Source organism: Janthinobacterium sp. Bl 1 (assembly GCF_058215535.1).
The window spans coordinates 6,233,502-6,256,611 of the sequence record NZ_CM177086.1; the positions used below are offsets into that span (position 1 = coordinate 6,233,502).

Below are 23,110 nucleotides of genomic sequence, written 5' to 3' on the forward strand. Positions count from 1 at the left end.
CGGTGATCGTTCTTTCATTCAAGCTGCAAAAAACCTGCGCTTACACCACGGCGCCGTCGGTTTCGTCTTTTTCCTTGACCGGCTTGATCAAGTCTTCGCGCTTGACGCCCAGCCACATGGCGATCGAGGCCGCGACGAACACGGACGAGTAAATACCGAAGCAGATACCGATGGTCAGCGCCAGTGCGAAGTGGTGCAGGGTCTGGCCGCCGAAGATCAGCATCGACAGCACCATCATCTGGGTCGAGCCGTGGGTGATGATGGTACGCGAAATGGTGCTGGTAATCGCGCTGTCGATCACTTCATGCACGGTCGCCTTGCGCTGCTTGCGGAAGTTTTCGCGGATACGGTCAAAGATCACCACCGATTCGTTGACGGAATAACCGAGCACCGCCAGGATGGCCGCCAGTACCGTCAGCGAGAATTCCCACTCGAAGAAGGCGAAGAAGCCCAGGATGATGACCACGTCATGCAAGTTGGCGATAATGGCCGAGACAGCGTATTTCCATTCGAAGCGGATGGCCAGGTAGATCATCACGCCAATAATCACCACCACCAGCGCGTTCAAGCCATTCTGCGCCAGTTCCTCGCCCACTTGCGGGCCGACGAATTCAACTTTCTGCAAGACGACCGCTTCGCTGCCGGCAGCATCCATGCAGGCGCTCTTGAGCACATGCTCACCCTTGTCGGTGACGGTGTCGATGGCCTTGGTCGAGCCTTGCTCGGCCTTGCACAAGGCTTCAAACACGCGCTGCGAGGTGTTGGCGGCGCTGACGCCATTTTCCACCGGCAAGCGGATCATCACGTCGCGCGCCGTATCGAAGCTGGTCACGCCCGGCTCTTCATAGCCCATCTTGATCAGGGTGCCGCGTATGCCTTCAAGATTGGCCGCCTTCGGGTATTTCACCTCCATCAGCGTGCCGCCCTTGAATTCGACGGACAGGTGCAAGCCCTTGTGCACCAGGAAGAAGACGGCGGCAAGGAAGGTCACGGCCGAAATCACGTTGAAAATCAACGCATGGCGCATGAAGGGAATATCTTTTTTGATCCGGAAAAATTCCATGAAATCCTCTGAGTTCTATTCTGTGCGTCCGGCGGCTGTGCCACCGGACGCGATCGCTGTTGACGCTATTGGGTGAGTCGGGGCCGTCGCTTATTTGCTGGTGCCCGGCACCCACACCGTACCGATCGACAAGGTCGTCAGCTTTTTCTTGCGGCCATACCAGAGGTTAACCACGCCGCGCGAGACGAACACGGAGGAGAACATCGAGGTCAGAATACCCAGGCAATGCACAACAGCGAAGCCGCGCACAGGACCGCTGCCGAAGGCCAGCAGCGCCAGGCCGACGATCAGGGTGGTCACGTTCGAATCGAGAATCGTGGCCCAGGCGCGGTCGAAGCCGGCGGCGATCGCCGCTTGCGGCGTATTGCCGGCGCGCAGCTCTTCACGGATACGTTCATTGATCAGCACGTTGGCGTCAATCGCCATACCCAGCGCCAGCGCGATAGCGGCGATACCTGGCAAGGTCAACGTCACCTGGATCATCGACAGCAAGCCGACCAGCAACAGCAGGTTGGTGGCCAGGGCCAGCACGCTGAAGGCGCCGAACAGCATGTAGTAGGCGATCATGAAGACGGCGATGGCGATGAAGCCGTACAGGGTCGAGTGGAAGCCCTTGGCGATGTTTTCCGCGCCCAGTTGCGGTCCGATCGTGCGTTCTTCGATGACGGTCATCGGTGCCGACAGGGCGCCCGAGCGCAGCAGCAGCGCCAGTTCGTTCGCGTTTTCCGCGCCGCCCATGCCGGTGATCTGGAAGCGCGAACCGAGTTCCTGCTGGATGGTGGCAACCGACAGCACTTCCGGCTTGCCTTTTTCAAACAGCACGATGGCCATGCGCTTGCCGACGCGTTCGCGCGTCGCTTCGCGCATCTTGCGGCCGCCGTCGCCGTTCAGGTCGATCGATACGGCCGCCTGCTGGTTCTGGTCGAAGCTGGCCGTGGCGCTGGAGATATAGTCGCCCGTCAGGATCACGTCTTTCGCCAGCACGACAGGTACGCCCTTGCCGACGGTGAACAGTTCCGAATTGAACGGAATGGCGCTCGACAGTTCGGTGCCAGGCACGATGCTTTCATCGACCAGGCGCACTTCCAGGGTCGCCGTGCGGCCGATGATGGCTTTCGCGCGGGCCACGTCCTGCACGCCAGGCAATTGCACCACGATGCGGTCAGGACCTTGCTGCTGGATCAGTGGCTCGGCCACGCCCAGCTCGTTGACGCGTTTGGACAGGGTGGAGATATTCTGTTTCACGCCTTCATCGATGGTGGCTTTCAGGGCCGCCGGCTTCAGGGTGATGTTCAGTTTCAAATCGCTGCCTTCGCCCGCATCGGCGAACGCCAGTTCCGTCATCTGGTCGGACAGGACATTTTTAGCTTTCACGCGCGTTTCCGCGTCGCGGAAGTTGATTTGCACGCTGTCGCCCACGCGCTCGATGCCGGCGTGGCGGATATTCTTGTCGCGCAACACGCTACGCGCGGCGGACTGGACGCCCTGGACTTTCTTGTTCAGTACGGCTTTCGCATCGACCTGCATCAGGAAGTGCACGCCACCGCGCAAGTCCAGGCCCAGGAACATGGGCAAGGCATGCAATTTTTGCATCCACAATGGGGTATTGGCTTGCAGATTGACCGTCACGATGTACGCAGGATCGCTGGCATCGGTGTTCAGGTCTTTTTCCAGCACCAGTTTCGCCTTGAACTGGGTATCGGGATCGGCGAAACGCACGCGCACGGAGGCGAGGTTGCCGGCGCCATCCATGGTGACACCTTCCGACTTGACGTTCTCTTTCGTCAATATTTGCTCGACTTGCGTCATCAGCTCGCCCGTCACTTTGACGGTCGACTTGCCGCTGGTTACTTGCAGCGCCGGTGACTCACCGAAATAGTTGGGCGCCGTATAGAGTGCGCCCAGCAATAAGGCGACGACGATGATGATGTATTTCCAGGCAGGATAGCGATTCATATTGATTCAGCGTTCAGTGTTGAGCGTCGGAGGCGTCGCGAGGGGCGGCGGGTAGCCGCCCCGTTCAATCATTGCTTTGGCAATGACAGCGAGGAATTACAGCGCCTTCAGGGTGCCTTTAGGCAGCAAGGTGGTGATGGAGCTCTTTTGCACCGTGATTTCGGTGCCGGTCGCCACTTCGATGGTGACGTAAGCGTCCACTACCTTGACAACACGGCCCAGCATGCCGCCGGCGGTGACGACTTCGTCACCCTTGGCCAGCGCGTCCATCATCGCCCGTTGTTCTTTGGCGCGTTTTTGCTGTGGGCGGATCATCAGGAAATACATGACCACGAACATCAATACCAGCGGCAAGAAGCTGGTCAGGTTGCCGCCGAGGCCCAGGGCGTCGGTTGGGGCTTGCGCATAAGCGTTGGAAATGAAAAACACGGTGACTCCAGTTCTAATCAGTTTGAAAAAATAGCGCTGTATTCTAGCATTGGCAATCCGCCAAGCCTCCAATTGCAGGCATGGCAGCTTCAAATGGGGCTAAAAAGGCATTATGCAATGCTTTATCGCCCCAGTCCAAGCACCAATACACAAAACTTCCGGCCATGCTGTGGCCAAGGTGCCAGATAAGGTTTTCTTAAGTTCCGCGTGCGCGTTCCGCGTGGAATTGCAGGGTAAACGCGTGGAAACGGTCTTCGTCCAGCGCTTCGCGCATCTGGCGCATCAGGTCCAGGTAGTAATGCAGGTTGTGGATGGTATTCAAACGCGCGCCGAGGATTTCCTTGGAGCGGTGCAAATGGTGCAGGTAGGCGCGCGAGAAGTTGCGGCAGGCGTAGCAGCTGCAGGTCTCGTCCAGCGGCGCCTGGTCTTCCTTGTACTTGGCGTTCTTGATCTTGATGTCGCCAAAACGGGTGAACAGCCAGCCATTGCGGGCGTTACGCGTCGGCATGACGCAGTCGAACATGTCGATGCCGTTCGACACACCGGCCACCAGATCTTCCGGCGTGCCCACGCCCATCAGGTAATGGGGCTTGTTGGCCGGCAGGCGCGGGCCCACGTGGGCCAGCATGCGCATCATGTCTTCCTTCGGCTCGCCGACGGACAGGCCGCCGATGGCGATGCCGGGGAAATCGATCTCTTCCAGCTTCGCCAAGGACTCGTCGCGCAGCATTTCGAACATGCCGCCCTGCACGATGCCGAACAGCGCATTCGGGTTTTCGCCGCGGTGGAACTCATCCTTCGAGCGCTGCGCCCAGCGCAAGGACATGCGCATGGACTTGGCCGCTTCCTCGATAGTGGCCGGACGGCCCTGGATTTCATACGGCGTGCATTCGTCGAACTGCATGACGATGTCGGAATTCAAGACGCGCTGCACCTGCATCGACACTTCCGGCGACAGGAACAGTTTATCGCCGTTGATCGGCGAATTGAAATGCACGCCCTCTTCCGTGATCTTGCGCATGGCGCCCAGCGAAAACACCTGAAAGCCACCCGAATCCGTCAGGATCGGCTTGTTCCAGCCCATGAAGCCATGCAAGCCGCCGAATTTTTCCATGACGGTGTTACCTGGACGCAACCACAGGTGAAACGTGTTGCCCAGAATGATCTGCGCGTCGATCTCCTTGAGTTCCAGCGGCGACATGGCTTTCACGGAGCCGTAAGTGCCCACTGGCATGAAGATCGGCGTCTGCACGACGCCATGGTTGAGTTTCAAGGTGCCGCGGCGTGCCTTGGTCAGGCCGCTCGTGTCGGTCTTGAGTAATGTAAATTCCAGCATGTCAGTCTTTCACGGGAGTATCAAGGTTCAGCGCAGCGCGCGATTGCGTGGTGAGCAGCATCGCGTCGCCATAGCTGAAGAAACGGTAATTCTGCGCAATCGCATGCGCGTAGGCGCTGCGGATCGGCGCATAGCCGGCGAAGGCCGATACCAGCATCAGCAGGGTCGACTTCGGCAAATGGAAGTTGGTGATCAAACGCGTCACCGTTTTAAACACATAGCCGGGCGTGATGAACAGGGCCGTATCGGCGCTGCCCGCCACCAGCTGGCCGCTTTGCGAGGCAGACTCCAGCGCGCGCAGACTGGTCGTGCCGACGGCGACCACGTCGCGCCCGGCCAGTTGGGCGGCACGCACGGCGTCAACGGTTTCCTGCGGCATGGTGTACCACTCGGTATGCATCTTGTGCTCGCTCAGCACTTCCGTGCGCACGGGCTGGAAGGTGCCGGCGCCCACGTGCAGGGTCACATAGGCAAAGTTGACGCCCTTGGCCTTCAATTGATCGAGCAGGGCCTGATCGAAATGCAGGCCGGCCGTCGGCGCGGCGACAGCGCCGGGCACCTTGTTGAACACGGTCTGGTAGCGCGTCTCGTCGAATGCATCCGCATCGTGTTCGATGTACGGCGGCAGCGGCAGGCGGCCATGCGCCTCGATCAGCTCGAACACGTCGGCCTCGAAGTGCAGGGCAAAGAACTCGCCGGCGCGCTGGCCGACCGTCACATCAAAGGCGTCGGCCAGCCGGATGCGGCAGCCGGGCGGCGGCGACTTCGACGCGCGCACCTGGGCCAGCACGGTGCGCTCGTCGAGCACGCGCTCGACCAGCGCCTCGATCTTGCCGCCGCTTTCCTTGACGCCAAAGAAGCGCGCCTTGAGTACACGCGTGTCGTTCATCACCAGCAGGTCGCCCGCCTGCAACAGCCCGACGATGTCGGCGAACTGGCGGTCGACCAGAGCGTCGCCGTCCAGATGCAACAGACGCGAGGCGCTGCGCTCGGCCAACGGAGTTTGCGCAATGTTTTCTTGCGGCAAATTAAAATCGAAATCGGAAAGCGAATACATGCGTTTTGCTTCAAAAGTACGTCAAAAATGATTAGGAGTGCGCAATGGAACATCTGGCACTATACTGTGCGCCTATACAGGCATTACAATAATCCGCCGCAACAATTTACGACTGCGGTACGCACAGGGTGTGCCGGACAACCCTCTATTTTACGCTAGCGGCACAAAAATCTCCGATATGTCCGAACCCAAGCCCGATCTTCCACCCGCAGCCAAGCCGGCCACCAAGCCGAAAGCCGTCAAAAAAGTGGTCAGCACGGAAAGCCGGCTGGCCAAACTGGGCTTGCGCACGGACATGGACCTGGTGCTGCACCTGCCGATGCGCTACGAGGACGAAACCAAGGTCTACACGATACGCGACGCCTGCCTGCGCGGCGGCGAGTCGTGGCAAGTCGAGGGTGTCGTCACCAAATGCGAAGTCAATTTCAAGCCGCGCAAGCAGCTGCTGGTGACGATCGCCGATGAAACGGGCAATTTGCTGCTGCGTTTCATGAATTTCTATGGCAGCCAGGTCAAGCAGCTGGCCGAAGGCACGCGGGTACGCGCGCGCGCCGAACTCAAACACGGCTTTTTCGGCGCCGAGATGGTGCATCCGACGTATAAAGTGGTCAACGAGGGAGCGCCCCTGCCCACGGCGCTCACGCCCGTGTATCCGTCCGGCGAAGGCCTGTCGCAGCACGTGCTGCGGCGCGAAATCGCCGACGCCATGCGCCGCATCGACTGGCAGGACACTTTGCCGGACCAGCTGCTGCACGAAATGCAGCTGTCGCCATTCCGCGCCGCCGTGCACCTGCTGCACTACCCGCCGCAGGACATCGATGAAAGCGCGCTGATGGACCGCTCGCACCCGGCCTGGGTGCGCATGAAGTTCGATGAACTGCTGGCGCAGCAGCTGTCGTTGAAACGCGCCCAGCGCGCGCGCCGCTCGAAGGGCGCCGCATCGCTACCCATCGTCGGCAATTTGTCGAACGCCTTCGGCGCCGCCCTGCCCTTCAAGCTGACGGGCGCACAGGCGCGCGTGCTCGAGGAAATCCGCGCCGACCTGCGCCAGCCGTACCCGATGCAGCGCCTGTTGCAGGGCGACGTCGGCAGCGGCAAGACGGTGGTGGCGGCATTGTCCGCCACGCAAGCGATCGACAGCGGCTACCAGGCCGCGCTGATGGCGCCCACGGAGATCCTGGCCGAGCAGCACTTTCGCAAGATCGCCGCCTGGATGGAGCCGCTGGGCGTGAAGGTGGCGTGGCTGACGGGCAGCCTGAAGAAAAAGGAAAAGACGGCCGCGCTGGCCCTGATCGAATCGGGCGAAGCGCAGCTGGTGATCGGCACGCATGCGCTGATCCAGGATAACGTGCTGTTTGCCAAACTGGGCCTGGTGATCGTCGACGAGCAGCACCGCTTCGGCGTGGGCCAGCGCCTGACCCTGCGCAACAAGGGCGACAGCGCGGCCGTGCCGCACCAGCTGATGATGTCGGCCACGCCGATCCCGCGCACCCTGGCCATGACGTATTACGCCGACCTGGAAGTGTCGGTGATTGACGAGCTGCCGCCAGGGCGCAGCCCCATCGTCACGCGCGCCATCGACCAGAACCGGCGCGACGAAGTCATCGCCCGCGTGTATGCGGCCGCACGGGAAGGCCGGCAGGTGTACTGGGTCTGCCCGCTGATCGAGGAATCGGAAGCGCTGCAGCTGCAGACGGCCACCGACACCTACATGATGCTGGCCGAAGCCCTGCCCGCGCTGCAGGTGGGCCTCGTGCACGGCCGCTTGAAACCGGCCGAAAAGCAGGAAGTGATGGACGCCTTCATCGCCGGCCATATCCACGTGCTGGTGGCCACCACCGTCATCGAGGTGGGCGTCGACGTGCCGAACGCCTCGCTGATGGTGATCGAGCACGCCGAGCGCTTTGGCTTGTCGCAGCTGCACCAGCTGCGCGGGCGCGTGGGCCGCGGCTCGGCGGCCAGCGTCTGCCTGCTGCTGTATCAGGGCCCCCTGGGCGGCGTAGCGCGCCAGCGTTTGATGACCATGCGCGAGACGACGGACGGCTTTGAAATCGCGCGCCGCGACCTGGAAATCCGCGGCCCGGGCGAGTTTCTTGGCGCGCGCCAGTCCGGCCAGGCCATGCTGCGCTTCGCCGACCTGGAAACGGATCAATGGCTGGTCGACCAGGCGCGCGACGTGGCACACGACCTGCTGCACGCCACCACGGCGGCTGCTGCCGCCACCGTGGAAGCGCACCTGGCGCGCTGGCTGGGTGGGAAAGAGGAATTTTTGAAGGTGTAGATCGGGTATTGCCTGCTTGCGGATGTTGTCGGATTACGGCCTTCGGCCTAATCCGACCTACGCAAAAAATACGCCGTGGTAGGTCGGATTAGCGCGCAGCGCGTAATCCGACAACATTGTTAGCGCTGCTCACTCCCGCCCAATACCCGCCATATCCACAACGTCCCCGCCCCAATCCGCGGCACACCATCCCTGCCTTACATACCGGTGAAAACTGGAATACGGCCAATCGATGACTTTGCTCACAAGGCCATGCTTGACGGGGTTGTAGTGGATGTAATCGACGTGGTTTGCGAAGTCGCGCTCATCGCGCAAGACATGCTCCCAATACCGCTGCTGCCAGACATTTTCAAGATCGCAGCGCTTGCTGAACCACGTCTTGATCAAGCGCCAGCGCGTCATGAAATCGGCATCGCCTTCAGGCAGGGTCCAGATGCAGTGCAGGTGATCGGGCAGGATGACGATGGCGTCGATAGCGAACGGCCGTTGATGGCGCACGGCGCTGAATGCATCACGCAGCAAGTCCACGGCTGTTGCCGAAGAAAAGATGGGGCGCCGATAAGCCGTCACCACCGTGAAGAAAAAGCTGCCGCCTGGCTGGGATGCGCGCCGGTATCGCATGATTTCGCATGTTGCTGCCTTGCGCCAATCCGACCTAGCAAATTTGCAAAGTCGGATTAGCGTCGGGTAGTCGGATTACTAGCGTAATCCGACTTTTCGCAAACTGCCTTGCGCCCACGCAGCCTACATGCACATCCAGAAGCGATTCGCCAGGTCCAGCATGAAGTCGGGCCGCAGATAGGCGAGGAAGACGATGGCCAGCAGCGCGGCGCCAGCCAGGCGCCACAGCCATGTGCGCCAGCTGGCCATTACGCGGCCACCGCCACGCGCTTGACTGCGCGCTCGTCGATGGGCAGGTTGATCAGCGCGGCCAGCAAGCCCAGGCCGATGGTGATCATCCACACGATGTGGTAACTGCCCTGGTGCTCGTACAGATAGCCGCCCAGCCAGGCACCGAGGAAACTGCCTACCTGGTGCGAGAAGAACACCATCCCGGCCAGCATCGACAGATGCTTCACGCCGAAGATGCCGGCGATGATGCCGTTCGTCAGCGGCACGGTCGACAGCCACAGCACGCCCATGCCGGCGGCGAACAGGTACACGGACCATGCCGACAATGGCGCCAGCAGGAACGCGGTGATGACCACGGCACGCGTCACGTAGATGGCCGACAGCAGGTAGCGCTTGGCGATCTTGCCGCCGAGTTTGCCCGCATAGTAGGAGCCGACGATGTTGAACAGGCCGATCAGGGCCAGCGCCGTGACGGCGACGTTCGGGTTCATCAGGCCCTGGTCCTTCAGGTAGGCCGGCAAGTGCACGCCGATGAAGACCAGCTGGAAACCGCAGACAAAATAGCCGGCCAGCAGCAGCCAGAACGAGCGGCTGGCGATGGCTTCGCTGAAGGCAGCGCCCACGCTTTGCTGCGGGCCGCTGGCGTGCGAGACGGGGGGCTCGCGCAAGTAGAAGGCCATCGGGATCATCGCCAGCAGCACCAGCGCGGCCAGCACATAAAAGGCGTTTTGCCAGCCCACGGCGGAGATCAGCTGCTGCTCCACGGGCATCATGAGGAACTGGCCGAACGAGCCGGCCGCCGACGAGATGCCGAAGGCCCACGAACGCTGCTCGGGCGGCGCGCTGCGGCCGATGATGCCGCTGATGGCGCCAAAAGCCGTGCAGGCCAGCGCCAGGCCGATGAAGATGCCGGAGCCGACGATGAACAGGGTGGGCTGCGTCACGAGCGCCATCCACACGAGGCCCGCCATGTAGCTGATGGCGCCGACGATGACGACGCGCATGGTGCCGAAACGGTCGGCCGCCATGCCGGCGAACGGGCCGAAGACGCCCCACATCAGGTTTTGCATGGCCAGCGCCAGCGAATACGTTTCGCGCGTCCAGCCATTCGCTTGCGAAATCGGCTGCATCCAGAAGCCCAGGCCGTGGCGCACGCCCATCGCCAGGGTCAGGACGACGCCGCTGGCGATGAGGACAGTTTTCAGGCTGGGACGGGATGAGTGCAATGTCATGGGGTTCCTGTTCACGCCTGGTCGGCTTGGTAGACGAGGCCAATCTGGCCGCGCATGGTGTCGAGGTTGCGCATCAGCGCCACGCTGTCGGCGTGCGGCATGAGGGGGCTTTCCAGCAGGCCGGCGCGGATGCAGCGCATCGCTTCGATGGCTTCATGCGCATAGCCATTGCCCAGGTGCGGCGCGGCGACGATGCGGCGTTCGCCATCCATCGTCTCGACGATCAGGTGGTCGGGCTTGTAAAACCGGCTGGGCAGGCGGATGCGCCCCAGGCTGCCGGAAATGGTCATTTCCGTCGGCGTTTGCGCGCGCAGGCTGCAGGCGCAGGACGAGGTGCCGCCGCCCGCGTGCAGCAGTGAGAACGCGACTTGCTCATCGACGCCGGTGGCGCCCATCTCGGCCAGCGCCTGCACCTGCGATACGGGGCCGAGGAAGAAGGCCGCCATCGACAATGGATAGATGCCCACGTCGAGCAGCGCGCCGCCGCCCAGCTCCGGATTGAACATGCGGTGCTCGGGCGGGAAATTGGCGACAAAGCCGATATCGGCCTGCACCTGCTGCAGCACGCCGATTTCGCCGCTGGCGATGATGCGTTGCGCTTCCTGCACGGCCGGCAGGAAACGGCTCCACATGGCTTCCATCAAAAACAGCTTTTTCTCGCGCGCCATGTCAACCACGGCCTGCGCTTCGCGCGCATTCATGGTGAACGGTTTTTCGCATACGACGTGCTTGCCGGCGGCCAGGCACAGCAAGGCATTTTCCGCATGCAGGGTGTGCGGCGTGGCGATGTAGATCACGTCCACATCCGGGTCCATGGCCAGCGCCTGGTAGGAACCGTGGCAATGCTCGATGCCGAATTCGGCGCCGAAGGCCTGCGCACCGGCACTGCTGCGCGAGGCGACCGCCACCAGTTGCGCACCGGGCGCATCGCGCAAGCCATTGGCCATCGCGCGGGCGATCTTGCCGGTGCCGAGGATGCCCCAGCGGACGGTATTTTCCATGCTATTGATCTCTTTCTGCGCCAGCCACCTTGCGCTTCGGGCGGAACACCGCCGCGTCATTGTAAAAATCGTCGTCCTGGTCTTCACACCAGCCAGGCAAGCCAAGCACGGGCAGCGGCGTGAAGTCCGCCGTGGTCAGACCTTGCTGCGCCAGGTCTTGCGCCACCCGTTCGTCGAGCCAGGCGCGGCGTGCCGCATCGTCGAGCGCAAAGTAGGCGTCGCCGGCAAAGATCACGCGCGTATGCGCCGTGATGGCCTTGCGCGGCGCCACCAGTTTTTCCATCAGCGCGTGGCCAAACAGCCAGACATCGGCGTCGCCGCCCACGCCAAATTTCTCGCGCTGCGCAATGAACGCGCTGCGCCAGTCGTGCCCGCGCAAGGCCGCGTCCAGCGCGCGCCCCGCGTCGCTGTCGCGCAGCACCAGCAAGGCGGAATTTTCGTCAAAAATCGTCGCGCCATCGCGCGCGGGACCACGCGATTTGCCCACACCCGACAAAGCGATCTGCGCCGCCTGCAGCGCATTCAATTGGCGCTTGATGCGGGGGAAGGTCAGCCACACGAGCGCGTTGAAAAAATCGTGCAGATTGTCGCGCGTGGGCACGCCGCCCGTCGCGCCGATGAACTCTTCATAGGCCACGCCTTCGGGCAGGTCCGCTTGCGGCACGAAGGCCAGCGGCAGGCCGGAAGGATTGCGCAAGTCCAGCGCCCGCGCCCGTCCATTGAGCGCGGCAATCACCGTATCGCGCTGCAGGTCCAGCTGCCGTCGCGCCGGCAGCACCGTGGCAAACCAGGGGCGGGTCCAGTCTATCGATGGCAGCATGAACGCCTAGACCATTTTCCAGTTGATCTGCTCGCCCGCGTTGAGCGGAATCACGTGGCTGTCGCCCAGCGGCAGCGAGGCTGGCAAGGTCCAGCTTTCGCGTTTCAGGGTGATGGTGTCCGTGTTGCGCGGCACGCCGTAGAAGGCCGGGCCGTGGAAGCTGGCGAACGCTTCGAGCTTATCGAGCGCGCCGGCCCGTTCGAATGCTTCGGCATACATTTCCATCGCGTGCAGGGCCGTATAGCAACCGGCGCAGCCGCAGGCCATTTCCTTGGCGCCTTGCGCGTGCGGCGCCGAGTCCGTGCCGAGGAAGAAACGCTCGTCGCCGCTGGCGGCCGCCGTCATCAGTGCCAGGCGGTGCTCTTCGCGCTTCAAGATAGGCAGGCAGTAGTAATGGGGACGGATGCCGCCCTTGAAAATCTCGTTGCGGTTGTACAGCAGATGATGCGCCGTGATGGTGGCGGCGATCGGGCCTTCCGCTTCGGCCACGTACTGCGCCGCATCCTTGGTGGTGATGTGCTCGAACACGACGGACAGGGCCGGGAAGGCGCTGCGCAGCGGGCGCATCACGCGCTCGATGAAGACGGCTTCGCGGTCGAAAATGTCGATTTCCGGGTCCGTCACTTCGCCGTGCACGAGGAAGGGCATGCCCACTTCCTGCATCACTTCGAGCACCTTGTAGCAATTCTTCAAATCTGTCACGCCCAGGTCGGAATTCGTCGTGGCGCCAGCCGGATACAGTTTCACGGCTTGCACGATGCCGCTGTCCTGCGCGCGGCGGATTTCATCGGGCGACGTGTTGTTCGTCAGGTACAGCACCATCAGCGGATCGAAGTTCACGCCTTGCGGCACGGCGGCCAGGATGCGCTCGCGGTAGGCGCTGGCATCGGCCGTGGTGGTGACGGGCGGTTTCAGGTTCGGCATGACGATGGCACGGCCGAACTGGCGCGCGCTGTGCGGCAGCACGCTGGCCATGACGGCGCCGTCGCGCAGGTGCAAATGCCAGTCATCCGGACGGGTGATGGTGATGGAGGCTGGGGTGTGATCGAGTGTGGACATGGCGGCTGCTCTCAGGCGGTCATTGCGAATAGCGCCATTTTACCAGCCGCGGGGCGGCCTCGCAGGCTGCGCCGACTACTGCCAGATGGTTGCCGGACGATCAAACGGCCGGTTCGCACCGGCCGTTTTCAATCTCGGGAGCGTACGGGAATCAGGACTTGGCCGGCGCCGCTTCCTGCTTTGCCACCCAGGCACGCAGTTCCGCCAGCATCCGGTCCAGCGCGGCGCGGTCGTAGACGTGGCCACGGCTGACCACCAGGCGGATCTGGCGCGTGGCGCCGATGTCCTGCAGCGGGTTCGCGTCGAGCACCAGCAGGTCGGCCGCTTTGCCGGCAGCCACGCTGCCGTAGCGGTCCAGCTTGCCCAGGAAGCGGGGACCGTTGATGACGGCCGACTGCAAGGCTTGCTGCGGCGTCAGACCGTACTGCACATACAGGCCGATTTCATCGTGCAGGGCCTGGCCCGGATAGTCGAAGGAATTCAAGAAGCCCGCATCGGTGCCGGCGATGATGCTCACGCCCTGCTGCTGCAAAATGGGCAGCAGCTTGGCCGATTGCTCGAACTGCGCGTGGCGCTGGACGATGGCTTCCGGGCCATCCTTGGCGGCGCGCTGCACGCGCCAGTCGTAGGTGGCGCGCAAGCCTTTGCCGATGTATTGCAGGGCCGTGTCGTGCGTGTGGTCTTCGCGGTCCAGGTACGCCGTCACGCGCGAACTCCACAGGGTCGGTACGATGGCCGTACCGCGCGCGGCCAGGTAGCTGAAAGCCTTGCGCGCCGTCGGTTCGTCGTAGCTTTGCACGCTGGCCTGCATGGCTTCCTTGCCCGTCATCGCGCCGGCGGCCACCTTGGCCGTCAGCTCCTGCTCGCGCGGCGTGGTGGCGCGCAGCAAATACGATTGATGCTCGATCGTGCCCAGGCCCGCATCGGCCATCTGCCCCAGGGTCAGCTGCACGGGGATATGGCCCGACGTGCGCATGCCCCGTTCGCGCGCCTGGCGCAGCGCTTCCAGGTACAGCTCCGGCTTCAAGGTGTTTTCCGTGATCTTCACGAAGTCCACTTGCTGCGCCTGCAGGCCATCGAGCGCGCGCGTGACTTCCTGCGGCGTGCCCACTTCGATGGTGCCCTTCCACAGCGGCTTGATGCCTTCGAGTTTGGCGCCAGAGGTAAAAATCATCGGGCCTTCCAGCTGGCCCGCATTGATCTGCTGGCGCCATGCCAGCACCGTGTCGGGCAAGTCGCCCGAGCAGTCGCGCACCGTGGTGATGCCGTACGCCAGATACAAGGGCAGCAGCTGCTTGTTCTCGTCGATCAGCTCCGGGCCGCCGCCGAAATGCACGTGCGTATCCCACAGGCCCGGCATCAGATATTTACCGGGCAGGCGGATGGTCCGCTTCGGCGCGTAGCTGCGCAGCTGCGCGTCATCGACGACGGCAACGATGCTGTCGCCCTTGAGCAGCACGGTCTTGCCCTTGACCGCCTTGCCGCCGGCAACGTCGACCACGGTGGCGTCGCGCAGGGCGATGTCGACGGCGATCTTGTCGGCCGCGTGGGCATGTGCGAGCAGGCCCAGCGCCAGCATGGCGCCGGCTAGTTGTTTCATGTCAGGCATTCGTACTCAACTTCAACGTGATGGAAAATTAATGGATGATCTTGGCCAGGAAATCGCGTGCGCGGTCCGAGCGCGTCGTGTTGAAGAAGTCATCCTTGCTGCAATCTTCGATGATCTTGCCCTGGTCCATGAAGACGATGCGGTTGGCCACGCGCCGGGCAAAGCCCATTTCGTGCGTGACGACCATCATCGTCATGCCTTCCTGCGCCAGGCCCACCATCACGTCGAGCACTTCGTTGATCATCTCCGGATCGAGCGCCGATGTCGGCTCGTCGAACAGCATGGCGATCGGGTCCATCGACAGCGCGCGGGCGATCGCCACGCGCTGCTGCTGGCCGCCCGACAGCTGGCCGGGAAATTTATCCTGCTGCGACAGCAGGCCCACGCGGTCCAGGTATTTCAAGCCCTTGGCATTGGCTTCGTCGGCGCTGCGGCCCAGCACCTTGATCTGGCCGATGGTGAGGTTTTCACGGATCGACAGATGCGGGAACAGCTCGAAATTCTGGAACACCATGCCGATGCGCGCGCGCAGCTTCGACAGGTTCGTTTTCGGATCGTTGACGGTGATGCCGTCGACGATGATCTGCCCCTGCTGGATCGGCTCGAGGCCGTTGACGGTCTTGATCAGGGTCGACTTGCCGGAGCCCGACGGGCCGCAAATGACCATCACGTCGCCCTTGGCGACCTCGGTGGTGCAGTCGGTCAGTACCTGGAACTGGCCATACCATTTGCTGACGTTATTGAGTTCAATCATCTTGTTCTTTCTTTTACGGTTAGCGAATGATGGCGACGCGTTTCTGCAGGCGTTTTACCAGGAACGACAAGGCATAGCACAGCACGAAATACACGACGGCGACAAACACGTACATCTCTACCAGGCGGCCGTCGCGCTGGGCGATTTTTGATGCGGCGCCGACGAAATCGGGGATCGACAGCACGTACACGAGCGACACGTCCTGGAACAGCACGATGGTCTGCGTCAGCAGCACGGGAATCATGTTGCGGAACGCTTGCGGCAGCACGATGAAGGCCATGGTCTGCGAGTAGTTCATGCCCAGTGCCTGGCCGGCCCATACCTGGCCGCGCGGGATCGACTGTATGCCGCTGCGCATGATCTCGCAATAGTAGGCCGCCTCGAACATGATGAAGGTGATCAGCGCGGAAGAAAACGCGCCCACTTTCACGGGCTCATTGGCGCCGATGATCCAGGCCGCGATGTACGGCACCAGGAAGTAGAACCAGAAGATCACCAGCACCAGCGGAATCGAGCGTATCAGGTTGACGTAGCTCGACGCCACGCCCGAGACGATGCGGTTGCTGGACAAGCGCATCAGCGCCAGCACGGTACCGAGCACGATGCCGCCGACCATGGACAGCGCCGTCAGTTTCAGGGTGAACACCATGCCGGTCTGGAACAGGTAGACCCACGAGCGGGAGATGACATCGAAGTCGAAATTGCCTAACATATCAATGTCCTCCCGTCTTGGCGCCAGCGACGATGAAGCCCGGGATGGCGACCTTTCTCTCGATCAGGTGCATCAGCACCACCACCAGCAGGTTGACGACGACGTAGATGATGGTGGCAGCCGAAAACGCTTCGAACACCTGGAAGGAAAACTCCTGGATGGCGCGCGCGCTGGCCGTCAGTTCGATCAGGCCGATGGTCAGGGCCACGGAACTGTTCTTGATGATGTTCAAAAATTCGCTGGTCAGCGGCGGCATGATGACGCGCGCGGCCATCGGCAGCAAAATGAAACGGTAGGTTTGCGGCAGGGTCAGGCCCAGCGCCGTGCCGGCCAGTTTCTGCCCGCGCGGCAGCGCCTCGATACCCGTCGTCACCTGCACGGCCACGCGCGAGGAGGTAAAGAATCCCAGGCACAGCACGGCCGTGACGAACGGCGCATTCGGCAGCGACTTGACCCAGGCACCGAGGTCTGGCGGCAGCAGTTCCGGCATGACGAAATACCAGAGGAACATCTGCACCAGCAACGGTACGTTGCGGAACAGTTCGACGTAGGCATTGGCCACGCCCACCAGCCATTTGTTCGGCAGGGTGCGGATGGTGCCGATCACCAGACCCAGGATCAGCGCCATGATCCACGCCGCACCGGCCGTGGCCAGGGTCCAGGTCAAACCGGACCACAGGGTGTCCATATACGTGCCCACGCCATCGGGAGAAATCTCCCAGAAAATGCGCCAATTCCAGTTGTAATTCATGATCATCCTTCGCATGCAGCCCGAGGACAGCGGCCAGCCGGCCACCCGTCCCGCAAATAAATCGGGAGGCTTGCGCCCCCCGGTTTGTTACGCAATCTTTACTTTTTCCGCTTGTCCGACGTCTTCTGCGCTTCCGGTACGGCCGCATACGCGGCAGGGTCGCCGGAGTCGGTCGGATTGGCAAACACGGCCTTCAATTGCGGCGGCATGGGGAATTTCAGATTGATGTTTTTCGGCGGGATAGGCGAAGTAAACCATTTAGCGTAAATGCGGTTGATGTCGTCGCTCTTGTAAAGGCGGATCAGCGCATCGTCGACCACCTTCTTGAAGGCCGGGTCGCCCTTGCGCAGCATGATGCCGTACGGCTCGACCGACAGCGCTTCCTTGGTGATTTCGTAGTCGTTCGGGTTTTTCGAGTTGGCCACTTGCGACGCCAGCAAAATGTCGTCGTTGGCTTCAGCCACCGCGCGGCCCGTTTCCAGCATCAGGAACGATTCGGGATGATCCTTGCCGACGGCGATATTCATGCCCAGGTTCTTTTCCTTGTTCAGGATGGTCATCTGCTTGATGGTCGACGTGCCGGCCGTGGCGACCAGGGTCTTGCCGCGCAAGTCTTCCAGGGTCTTGATGTTCGAGGATTTTTTCGCCAGCACGCGGTTGCCGATGACGAACATGGTCGGGGCGAATGCCACTTGCTGCTGGCGCTCCAGGTTGTTCGTCGTCGAACCGCATTCGAGGTCGATGGTGCCATTGGCCATCAGCGGGATGCGGTTGGCCGAGGTGACGGGGCTCATCACCACTTTCAGTTCGCTCAGGCCCAGGTGCTTTTGCAGGGCCGTGACGACTTTCATGCACAGGTCGATCGAATAACCCTGGTATTGCTGTTTGTCGTCGAGATAGGAGAAGGGCACGGAGCCGTCGCGCACACCAAGGGTGACGGAACCGGCTTTCTTGATCTTGGCCAAGGTGCCGGTCAATTCCTGAGCCTGGACTGGCGACATGCTGCTGATGACACCGACGCTGAGCAGCGTGGCGAAGATTTTGGTCAATTTCATAAATTCTCCTGGGCGGACAAATCGGATGGACTCCGAACGAAACAACTGTGGTGCAGACGCCACCATTGGAATTAATTTTATTTCATTTTCAGCACCCGACCAGCCATTTTCTGCGATTGCCCGCAAATAGGCGCTATACGCGCGCTGGAATCCGCGCGGCTGTAGCATTTTTCCTACTGATTTCACATTCCCGATTTATTTTGCCGGCGCCAGACCCGCCAACTCGTCCTCTTGCGCCTCATCGTCCATGTTCGCCTGCTGGCGCTGCCACATCTGCGCATACAGGCCGTCGAGCGCCAGCAATTGCGGATGCGTGCCCCGCTCGACGATGCGGCCGTGGTCGAGCACGAGGATTTGCTGGGCGTCGGCCACCGTCGACAAACGGTGCGCAATGACCAGGGTGCTGCGGTTCTTGGCGATGTCCTTCAGCTGCGACTGGATCGCCTGTTCGGCCTTGGAGTCGAGCGCCGAAGTGGCTTCGTCGAAGATCAATATCGCCGGGTCTTTCAGCAAGGTACGGGCAATTGCCACGCGCTGCTTTTCGCCGCCCGACAGTTTCAAGCCCCGCTCGCCCACCATGGAGTTGTAGCCATCTGGCAAGCTTTCAATAAAATCATGGATCGATGCCGCTTTCGCCGCCGCCACGATGGCGTCCTTGCTGGCGCCCGGCTTGCCGTAGGCGATGTTGTATTCGATGGTGTCATTGAACAGCACCGTATCCTGCGGCACGATGCCGATGGCCGCGCGCAGAGAATCCTGCGTGATATGGCGCAAATCCTGGCCATCGATGGTGATGCCGCCGCCATCGACTTCATAGAAGCGGAACAGCAAGCGCGACAGGGTCGACTTGCCCGAGCCGCTGTGGCCCACCACGGCCGTCGTCGTACCTGCGGGGATCTGGAAATCCACATCGAACAGGATTTGCCGCTTGGCTTCGTAGCTGAAATCCACGTGGTCAAAACGCACGGCCGCGCCCCGTGTGACGAGCGGCTGGGCGTCCGGCGTGTCGGCGATTTCGCGGTTCTCGTTCAGCAAGGAAAACAGGCGTTCCATGTCGGCCAGGCTTTGCTTGATTTCGCGGTAGATGACGCCCAGGAAATTGAGGGGGATATACAGCTGGATCATGAAGGCGTTCACCAGCACCAGGTCGCCCAGGGTCATCGTACCGGCGATCACGCCCACCGTGGCGCGCCACAAAATCAGGGTGACGGCGGTGGCGATGATCAGGGACTGGCCCGTGTTGAGCAGGGACAGCGAGGTCTGCGATTTCACGGCCGCCGATTCATAGCGCTGCAAGCCTTCGTCGTAGCGCTTCGCTTCGTAATCCTCGTTGCCGAAATATTTCACGGTTTCATAGTTGATCAGCGAATCGATGGCCTTGGTATTGGCTTTGGAATCGAGGTCGTTCATGGTGCGGCGGAAATGCGTGCGCCAGTTCGTCACCAGCACGGTAAACGCGATATACGACACGAGCGCCACCGCCGTGATGACGGTGAACCAGATGTCGTAATGCAAAACCAGGTAGCCGAGCACAAGGGTGATTTCCACCAAGGTCGGCAAGATGTTGAACAGGGTGTAGGAAATGAGCGAGCCGACGCTACGCGTGCCCCGTTCGATGTCGCGCGTCATGCCGCCCGTCTGGCGGTTCAGGTGAAAGCGCAGGGACAGCGCATGCAGGTGGCGGAACACTTGCAGCGCGATGGTGCGCACGGCCCGCTGCGTGACCCGGGCGAACAGGAATTCGCGCAGTTCGGTAAACAAGGTGGTCGACAGGCGCAGCAAGCCGTAGGCCACCAGCAAGCCGACGGGCAGCACCAGTAGCGCTTGCGGATGGGCCGCCGTGATCGTCATGGCGTCGACGAGTTTTTTCAGGATCAGGGGCACGCCCACGTTGGCCAGCTTGGCGCCCACCAGGCATAGCAGCGCCAGCAGCACTCGCCATTTGTAGACCCAGAGATACGGCAGCAAGGTCTTGATGGTGGCGAAATCGCTGTGGCTGGCGGAAGCGGGCGAGCGGGGCGGAGGGGAAGTCTGGGAACGGCGCATGGCGAAGGTCGGCTTTTTATGGTTCAATCGGGGCAATTGTAGCCTTTCATGAGAATAAAAGATGAGCACCTCCCCAGACCGTCCCGACAACTGCCTCGCCTCCGGCCTGCCCGCCGGAAAAATGCCGGAATTGCGCATGATGCCCGCGCCGTCCGACGCCAATGTGTACGGCGATGTGTTCGGCGGCTGGATCATGGCGCAAGTCGATATCGCCGGTTCCTTGCCGGCCACCCGGCGCGCCAACGGCCGCGTGGCCACCATCGCCGTCAATTCCTTCGTCTTCAAAAATCCCGTCTTCGTCGGCGATCTGCTCTCCTTCTACGCCGACATCGTCAAGGTTGGCAATACCTCGATCACCGTCAATGTCGAGGTATATGCCGAGCGCAACCGCCTGCAGGCGTGCATCGTGAAAGTCACGGAAGCAACGCTGATCTACGTGGCGACGGACTCCGACCGCAAGCCGCGCAAGGTGCCGCCGATCGAGACCTTGCTGTCATCTTGATTGTTGCAATCATTCCACACCATGGATAGCCAGCGCCGCATCTTCCTGCAAAGCGCTGCGCGCATCACGGCACTGGCTGCGGCCGGCAGCGTGCTGTCCGGTTCCAGCGCGAGTGCCGCCACGCGCATGAATGGCACGGGCTATCCGTTTGCGCTCGGTGTCGCTTCCGGTTCGCCCTTGCCCGACGCCGTCGTGCTGTGGACACGCATCTGCCACGACCCGCTGCACGCAGCCGCCACGCCCGCCATCGCCCTGAACGTGCGCTGGGAAGTGGCCGAAGACGAGGCGTTTCGCCGCATCGCCGCCAAGGGCCAGGCCACGGCCATGCCCGCCCTCGCGCACAGCGTGCACGTCGACGCCGGCGGTCTCGCGCCCGGGCGCTGGTACTGGTACCGGTTTATCTTTGGCGACGCCGTCAGTCCCGTGGGCCGCACGCGCACGGCGCCCGAGTCCGGCGCCATGCCTTCCTCGCTGAAACTGGCCGTCGCCTCGTGCCAGCACTGGGAATTCGGCGCCTATGCGGCGCACCGGCACATCGCGGCAGCCGCGCCCGACCTGGTGGCCTTTCTCGGCGACTACATCTATGAGTGGGGGCCGTACCAGCTGCAGCATCCGGGCCGGGCAGTGCGCACGCATGAAAGCTTTACGCTGGACGACTACCGCGCCCGCTACGCGCAATACAAGAGCGACCGCGACTTGCAGGGCGCGCACCTGGCCGCGCCGTGGATCGTCACTTGGGACGACCATGAAGTGGCCAACGATTACGGCAATGACCGCGACGAATTGCTCACGCCCACCTTTTTGCAGCGCCGCGCAGCCGCCTACCAGGCGTTTTATGAACACATGCCGCTGCGTTTGCTGCCGCTGGGGAGAAGGGGCTTTGTCGACATGCGCATCTACCAGCGCTACGACTGGGGCCGCCTGGCGCGCTTCCACATGCTGGACGACCGGCAATACCGCGCCTATCACGCGTGCGCCAGGCCGGGCCGCGGCGGCTCCAATTCCGTCACCACGCGCAACTGCCCCGACTTGCTGAAACCGCAGCGCACGATGCTGGGCGAGGAACAGCAGCGCTGGCTGCAAGCCGGTCTCGATGATTCTCCCGCGCGCTGGAATATTCTGGCCCAGCAAACCCTGATGGCGCAATCGAGCCAGGTGCCGATTTTGCGGCCCGGCGACGAACGCGTCTGGACCGATGGCTGGGATGGCTACCCGATGGCGCGCCAGCACCTGCTCGGCGCCTTGCAAAGCAGCAAGGCCAGCAACCCGCTGGTGCTGTCGGGCGACGTGCACACCTTTTATGCCACCGAACTGAGCCGCAACGCCATGCGGCCCACCGGCAAGAACAATCCCGTGCTGGCCACCGAGTTTTGCGGTACCTCGATCACCTCGAGTTCCCGCCCACAGGCGCGCACGGAACAGTACGTGGCGATGAACCCGCACATCCGCTATGGGCGCAGCGACAAGCGCGGCTATATGTTGATGCACATCACGCCGGAGAAAACCACGACCTTGTTCCAGGGCCTGGAGAACGTGCGCGACAGCGCGTCAAGCATCGCGACACTGGCCCGCTTTACCGTCCAGGACGGCAAGGCGGGCGTGCAACGCAGCTAGCAACTACTTTTCAAGCCATCGCGGTAGCGCCGGCTGACGGGTACTTCCCCGCCCGTGGACAGCACGGCGCGCGCATCGCCCGATTCCAGTGGTGTGATTGCCTGCACGAAATCGAGGTTGACGATATAGCTGCGGTGCACGCGCACGAAGCGCTTGCCATCCAGGCGGCGCTCGATGGCGGCCATGGTCGAGCGCAGCGGGTAATCGTGGCCACGCACGTGCAAATTCACATAATTGCCCCATGCCTGTATCCATTCGATGTCGCCGGCGGGCAGCAAAAAATCCTTGCCCAGCTTGCGCACCAGGAAGCGCTCCGGCTGCTGCACCGGTTCCACGGCCGGTCCTTCATCGGGTTCGCCGAGCAGGGTCGCCTCGCCTTGCCAGCGCATCAGCAGCAACTGGTAAAAGCCCACGGCCAGCAAGACGAGGAAGTAAGCACGCACATCTTTCAAGTATTCATACGGCAACTCGCGCCACCAATTACCGAAATCGTAATCGCTGCCGGCGCTCCAGTACGCCAGCTTGCGCAAGGCCACCATGGCCGCCACATGCACGAGGCTGTAGACAACCGACGCCGCCAGATGCCAGCGCAGGTTCTGGCGCTGGAACACCAAGTGCAGCGGCCGGTACTGTCCCGCCAGCACGACCACGGGCACCAGCGCCAGCAGCACGAGATTGCTGCTCCATTCCCACACGGCCACTTCCCAGAACGGCGTATTGACCCCGGTGCGCTGCAGGTCCTGCCACACGAGCCAGCTGTTGACGCTGGCCTGCAATACGGTCAGCACGATCCAGAATCCCGGCTCGGCCACGCGGCGCCAGCGTTGATAGCGTTGCAACAGGTCAGTGGAAGCGATGTGCATGGTTTCGGACGATGAATGAGTTACATGATTGTAAGGTCTCACACCCGTCCCAGGCGATCCATTCGTCCCAGCCAGCCGTCCACTGGTCCCATTTTGCTGGCTCGCAGCCCCGCCGCTG

At 62.2% G+C, this 23,110-nt stretch carries 21 protein-coding genes; 3 read left to right on the forward strand and 18 right to left on the reverse strand.

The genetic code is table 11. The annotated features are described in order from the left end of the window. Positions 1-40: 40 nt before the first annotated feature. The 5 genes from secF to queA all read right to left on the reverse strand — a co-directional run bounded on the left by secF (position 41) and on the right by queA (position 5,841). Positions 41-1,063, reverse strand: a complete 1,023-nt coding sequence (gene secF / locus AC4BCN_RS28090; RefSeq protein WP_128141647.1) for a protein translocase subunit SecF — start codon at positions 1,061-1,063, stop codon at positions 41-43. A gap of 90 nt (positions 1,064-1,153) precedes the next feature. Continuing rightward, positions 1,154-3,019: a protein translocase subunit SecD gene (secD, locus tag AC4BCN_RS28095; RefSeq protein WP_034745508.1), complete on the reverse strand. Its 1,866-nt coding sequence runs from the start codon at positions 3,017-3,019 to the stop codon at positions 1,154-1,156. Between the two features lie 96 nt (positions 3,020-3,115). Beyond that, a complete protein-coding gene (gene yajC, locus AC4BCN_RS28100) occupies positions 3,116-3,448 on the reverse strand; it encodes a preprotein translocase subunit YajC (RefSeq protein ID WP_034745505.1) in 333 nt (110 codons plus the stop codon). A 196-nt stretch (positions 3,449-3,644) separates the two neighbouring features. Next, a complete protein-coding gene (gene tgt, locus AC4BCN_RS28105) occupies positions 3,645-4,784 on the reverse strand; it encodes a tRNA guanosine(34) transglycosylase Tgt (RefSeq protein ID WP_230518263.1) in 1,140 nt (379 codons plus the stop codon). A gap of 1 nt (position 4,785) precedes the next feature. Further along, a complete protein-coding gene (gene queA, locus AC4BCN_RS28110) occupies positions 4,786-5,841 on the reverse strand; it encodes a tRNA preQ1(34) S-adenosylmethionine ribosyltransferase-isomerase QueA (protein ID WP_490492243.1) in 1,056 nt (351 codons plus the stop codon). Positions 5,842-6,019: 178 nt separating this feature from the next. Here queA and recG point away from each other — a divergent pair, with 178 nt between their 5' ends. Then, positions 6,020-8,122, forward strand: coding sequence for an ATP-dependent DNA helicase RecG (gene recG, locus AC4BCN_RS28115; protein WP_490492244.1), 2,103 nt, complete (start codon positions 6,020-6,022; stop codon positions 8,120-8,122). 129 nt (positions 8,123-8,251) lie between these two features. Here the strand turns inward: recG and AC4BCN_RS28120 are convergent, their stop codons facing one another. The 12 genes from AC4BCN_RS28120 to AC4BCN_RS28175 all read right to left on the reverse strand — a co-directional run bounded on the left by AC4BCN_RS28120 (position 8,252) and on the right by AC4BCN_RS28175 (position 20,013). Continuing rightward, entirely contained in the window at positions 8,252-8,743 is a 492-nt protein-coding gene (locus AC4BCN_RS28120; RefSeq protein ID WP_490492245.1) for an REP-associated tyrosine transposase, read from the reverse strand. Positions 8,744-8,866: 123 nt separating this feature from the next. Further along, on the reverse strand, positions 8,867-8,992 hold the full coding sequence (locus tag AC4BCN_RS28125; protein ID WP_257620246.1) for a hypothetical protein: 126 nt from the start codon (positions 8,990-8,992) through the stop codon (positions 8,867-8,869). After that, the gene (locus tag AC4BCN_RS28130; protein WP_080698372.1) at positions 8,992-10,206 is read right to left on the reverse strand and encodes an MFS transporter; all 1,215 of its coding nucleotides are present in this window, start codon (positions 10,204-10,206) and stop codon (positions 8,992-8,994) included. Before AC4BCN_RS28130 ends, AC4BCN_RS28125 begins: the two co-directional genes overlap by 1 nt. An 11-nt stretch (positions 10,207-10,217) precedes the next feature. After that, complete coding sequence (locus AC4BCN_RS28135) at positions 10,218-11,207, reverse strand: Gfo/Idh/MocA family protein (RefSeq protein ID WP_490492246.1); 990 nt, start codon at positions 11,205-11,207, stop codon at positions 10,218-10,220. 1 nt (position 11,208) lies between these two features. Continuing rightward, entirely contained in the window at positions 11,209-12,027 is an 819-nt protein-coding gene (locus AC4BCN_RS28140) for a DUF3025 domain-containing protein (protein WP_490492247.1), read from the reverse strand. A gap of 6 nt (positions 12,028-12,033) precedes the next feature. Further along, complete coding sequence (gene pyrC / locus AC4BCN_RS28145) at positions 12,034-13,086, reverse strand: dihydroorotase (protein ID WP_034745484.1); 1,053 nt, start codon at positions 13,084-13,086, stop codon at positions 12,034-12,036. Between the two features lie 151 nt (positions 13,087-13,237). Then, positions 13,238-14,686, reverse strand: a complete 1,449-nt coding sequence (locus AC4BCN_RS28150) for an amidohydrolase family protein (RefSeq protein WP_490492248.1) — start codon at positions 14,684-14,686, stop codon at positions 13,238-13,240. 37 nt (positions 14,687-14,723) lie between these two features. Then, complete coding sequence (locus tag AC4BCN_RS28155) at positions 14,724-15,449, reverse strand: amino acid ABC transporter ATP-binding protein (protein WP_096238162.1); 726 nt, start codon at positions 15,447-15,449, stop codon at positions 14,724-14,726. Positions 15,450-15,468: 19 nt separating this feature from the next. Then, entirely contained in the window at positions 15,469-16,161 is a 693-nt protein-coding gene (locus AC4BCN_RS28160) for an amino acid ABC transporter permease (RefSeq protein WP_490492249.1), read from the reverse strand. A gap of 1 nt (position 16,162) precedes the next feature. Further along, on the reverse strand, positions 16,163-16,912 hold the full coding sequence (locus tag AC4BCN_RS28165) for an amino acid ABC transporter permease (RefSeq protein WP_139090516.1): 750 nt from the start codon (positions 16,910-16,912) through the stop codon (positions 16,163-16,165). A 98-nt stretch (positions 16,913-17,010) separates the two neighbouring features. Beyond that, positions 17,011-17,967, reverse strand: coding sequence for an amino acid ABC transporter substrate-binding protein (locus tag AC4BCN_RS28170; RefSeq protein WP_166446591.1), 957 nt, complete (start codon positions 17,965-17,967; stop codon positions 17,011-17,013). A 195-nt stretch (positions 17,968-18,162) separates the two neighbouring features. Beyond that, a complete protein-coding gene (locus tag AC4BCN_RS28175) occupies positions 18,163-20,013 on the reverse strand; it encodes an ABCB family ABC transporter ATP-binding protein/permease (protein WP_490492250.1) in 1,851 nt (616 codons plus the stop codon). Between the two features lie 136 nt (positions 20,014-20,149). Between AC4BCN_RS28175 and AC4BCN_RS28180 the strand changes: the two genes are divergently transcribed. Next, positions 20,150-20,515 (forward strand): acyl-CoA thioesterase, encoded by a 366-nt coding sequence (locus AC4BCN_RS28180; protein WP_223278886.1) that lies wholly within the window; start codon positions 20,150-20,152, stop codon positions 20,513-20,515. Between the two features lie 21 nt (positions 20,516-20,536). Continuing rightward, positions 20,537-22,129 carry an alkaline phosphatase D family protein gene (locus AC4BCN_RS28185; protein ID WP_128141636.1) on the forward strand — a complete coding sequence of 531 codons (1,593 nt, stop codon included), beginning with the start codon at positions 20,537-20,539 and terminating at the stop codon, positions 22,127-22,129. Here the strand turns inward: AC4BCN_RS28185 and AC4BCN_RS28190 are convergent. Continuing rightward, positions 22,126-22,992 (reverse strand): LytTR family DNA-binding domain-containing protein, encoded by an 867-nt coding sequence (locus AC4BCN_RS28190; protein WP_139090514.1) that lies wholly within the window; start codon positions 22,990-22,992, stop codon positions 22,126-22,128. The two genes, AC4BCN_RS28185 and AC4BCN_RS28190, sit on opposite strands and share 4 nt — an antisense overlap. Between the last annotated feature and the right edge of the window lie 118 nt (positions 22,993-23,110).

Excerpts from the sequence above, each read along its gene's own strand:
- AC4BCN_RS28140 (WP_490492247.1), bottom strand. The coding sequence starts at position 12,027 with ATGCTGCCATCGATAGACTGGACCCGCCCCTGGTTTGCCACGGTGCTG.
- secF (WP_128141647.1), bottom strand. The coding sequence starts at position 1,063 with ATGGAATTTTTCCGGATCAAAAAAGATATTCCCTTCATGCGCCATGCG.
- AC4BCN_RS28190 (WP_139090514.1), bottom strand. The coding sequence starts at position 22,992 with ATGCACATCGCTTCCACTGACCTGTTGCAACGCTATCAACGCTGGCGC.
- AC4BCN_RS28155 (WP_096238162.1), bottom strand. The coding sequence starts at position 15,449 with ATGATTGAACTCAATAACGTCAGCAAATGGTATGGCCAGTTCCAGGTA.
- AC4BCN_RS28170 (WP_166446591.1), bottom strand. The coding sequence starts at position 17,967 with ATGAAATTGACCAAAATCTTCGCCACGCTGCTCAGCGTCGGTGTCATC.
- AC4BCN_RS28180 (WP_223278886.1), top strand. The coding sequence starts at position 20,150 with ATGATGCCCGCGCCGTCCGACGCCAATGTGTACGGCGATGTGTTCGGC.
- AC4BCN_RS28160 (WP_490492249.1), bottom strand. The coding sequence starts at position 16,161 with ATGTTAGGCAATTTCGACTTCGATGTCATCTCCCGCTCGTGGGTCTAC.
- secD (WP_034745508.1), bottom strand. The coding sequence starts at position 3,019 with ATGAATCGCTATCCTGCCTGGAAATACATCATCATCGTCGTCGCCTTA.
- AC4BCN_RS28175 (WP_490492250.1), bottom strand. The coding sequence starts at position 20,013 with ATGCGCCGTTCCCAGACTTCCCCTCCGCCCCGCTCGCCCGCTTCCGCC.
- AC4BCN_RS28165 (WP_139090516.1), bottom strand. The coding sequence starts at position 16,912 with ATGAATTACAACTGGAATTGGCGCATTTTCTGGGAGATTTCTCCCGAT.
- AC4BCN_RS28130 (WP_080698372.1), bottom strand. The coding sequence starts at position 10,206 with ATGACATTGCACTCATCCCGTCCCAGCCTGAAAACTGTCCTCATCGCC.
- AC4BCN_RS28125 (WP_257620246.1), bottom strand. The coding sequence starts at position 8,992 with ATGGCCAGCTGGCGCACATGGCTGTGGCGCCTGGCTGGCGCCGCGCTG.
- recG (WP_490492244.1), top strand. The coding sequence starts at position 6,020 with ATGTCCGAACCCAAGCCCGATCTTCCACCCGCAGCCAAGCCGGCCACC.
- queA (WP_490492243.1), bottom strand. The coding sequence starts at position 5,841 with ATGTATTCGCTTTCCGATTTCGATTTTAATTTGCCGCAAGAAAACATT.
- AC4BCN_RS28150 (WP_490492248.1), bottom strand. The coding sequence starts at position 14,686 with ATGAAACAACTAGCCGGCGCCATGCTGGCGCTGGGCCTGCTCGCACAT.
- tgt (WP_230518263.1), bottom strand. The coding sequence starts at position 4,784 with ATGCTGGAATTTACATTACTCAAGACCGACACGAGCGGCCTGACCAAG.
- AC4BCN_RS28185 (WP_128141636.1), top strand. The coding sequence starts at position 20,537 with ATGGATAGCCAGCGCCGCATCTTCCTGCAAAGCGCTGCGCGCATCACG.
- pyrC (WP_034745484.1), bottom strand. The coding sequence starts at position 13,086 with ATGTCCACACTCGATCACACCCCAGCCTCCATCACCATCACCCGTCCG.
- AC4BCN_RS28120 (WP_490492245.1), bottom strand. The coding sequence starts at position 8,743 with ATGCGATACCGGCGCGCATCCCAGCCAGGCGGCAGCTTTTTCTTCACG.
- AC4BCN_RS28135 (WP_490492246.1), bottom strand. The coding sequence starts at position 11,207 with ATGGAAAATACCGTCCGCTGGGGCATCCTCGGCACCGGCAAGATCGCC.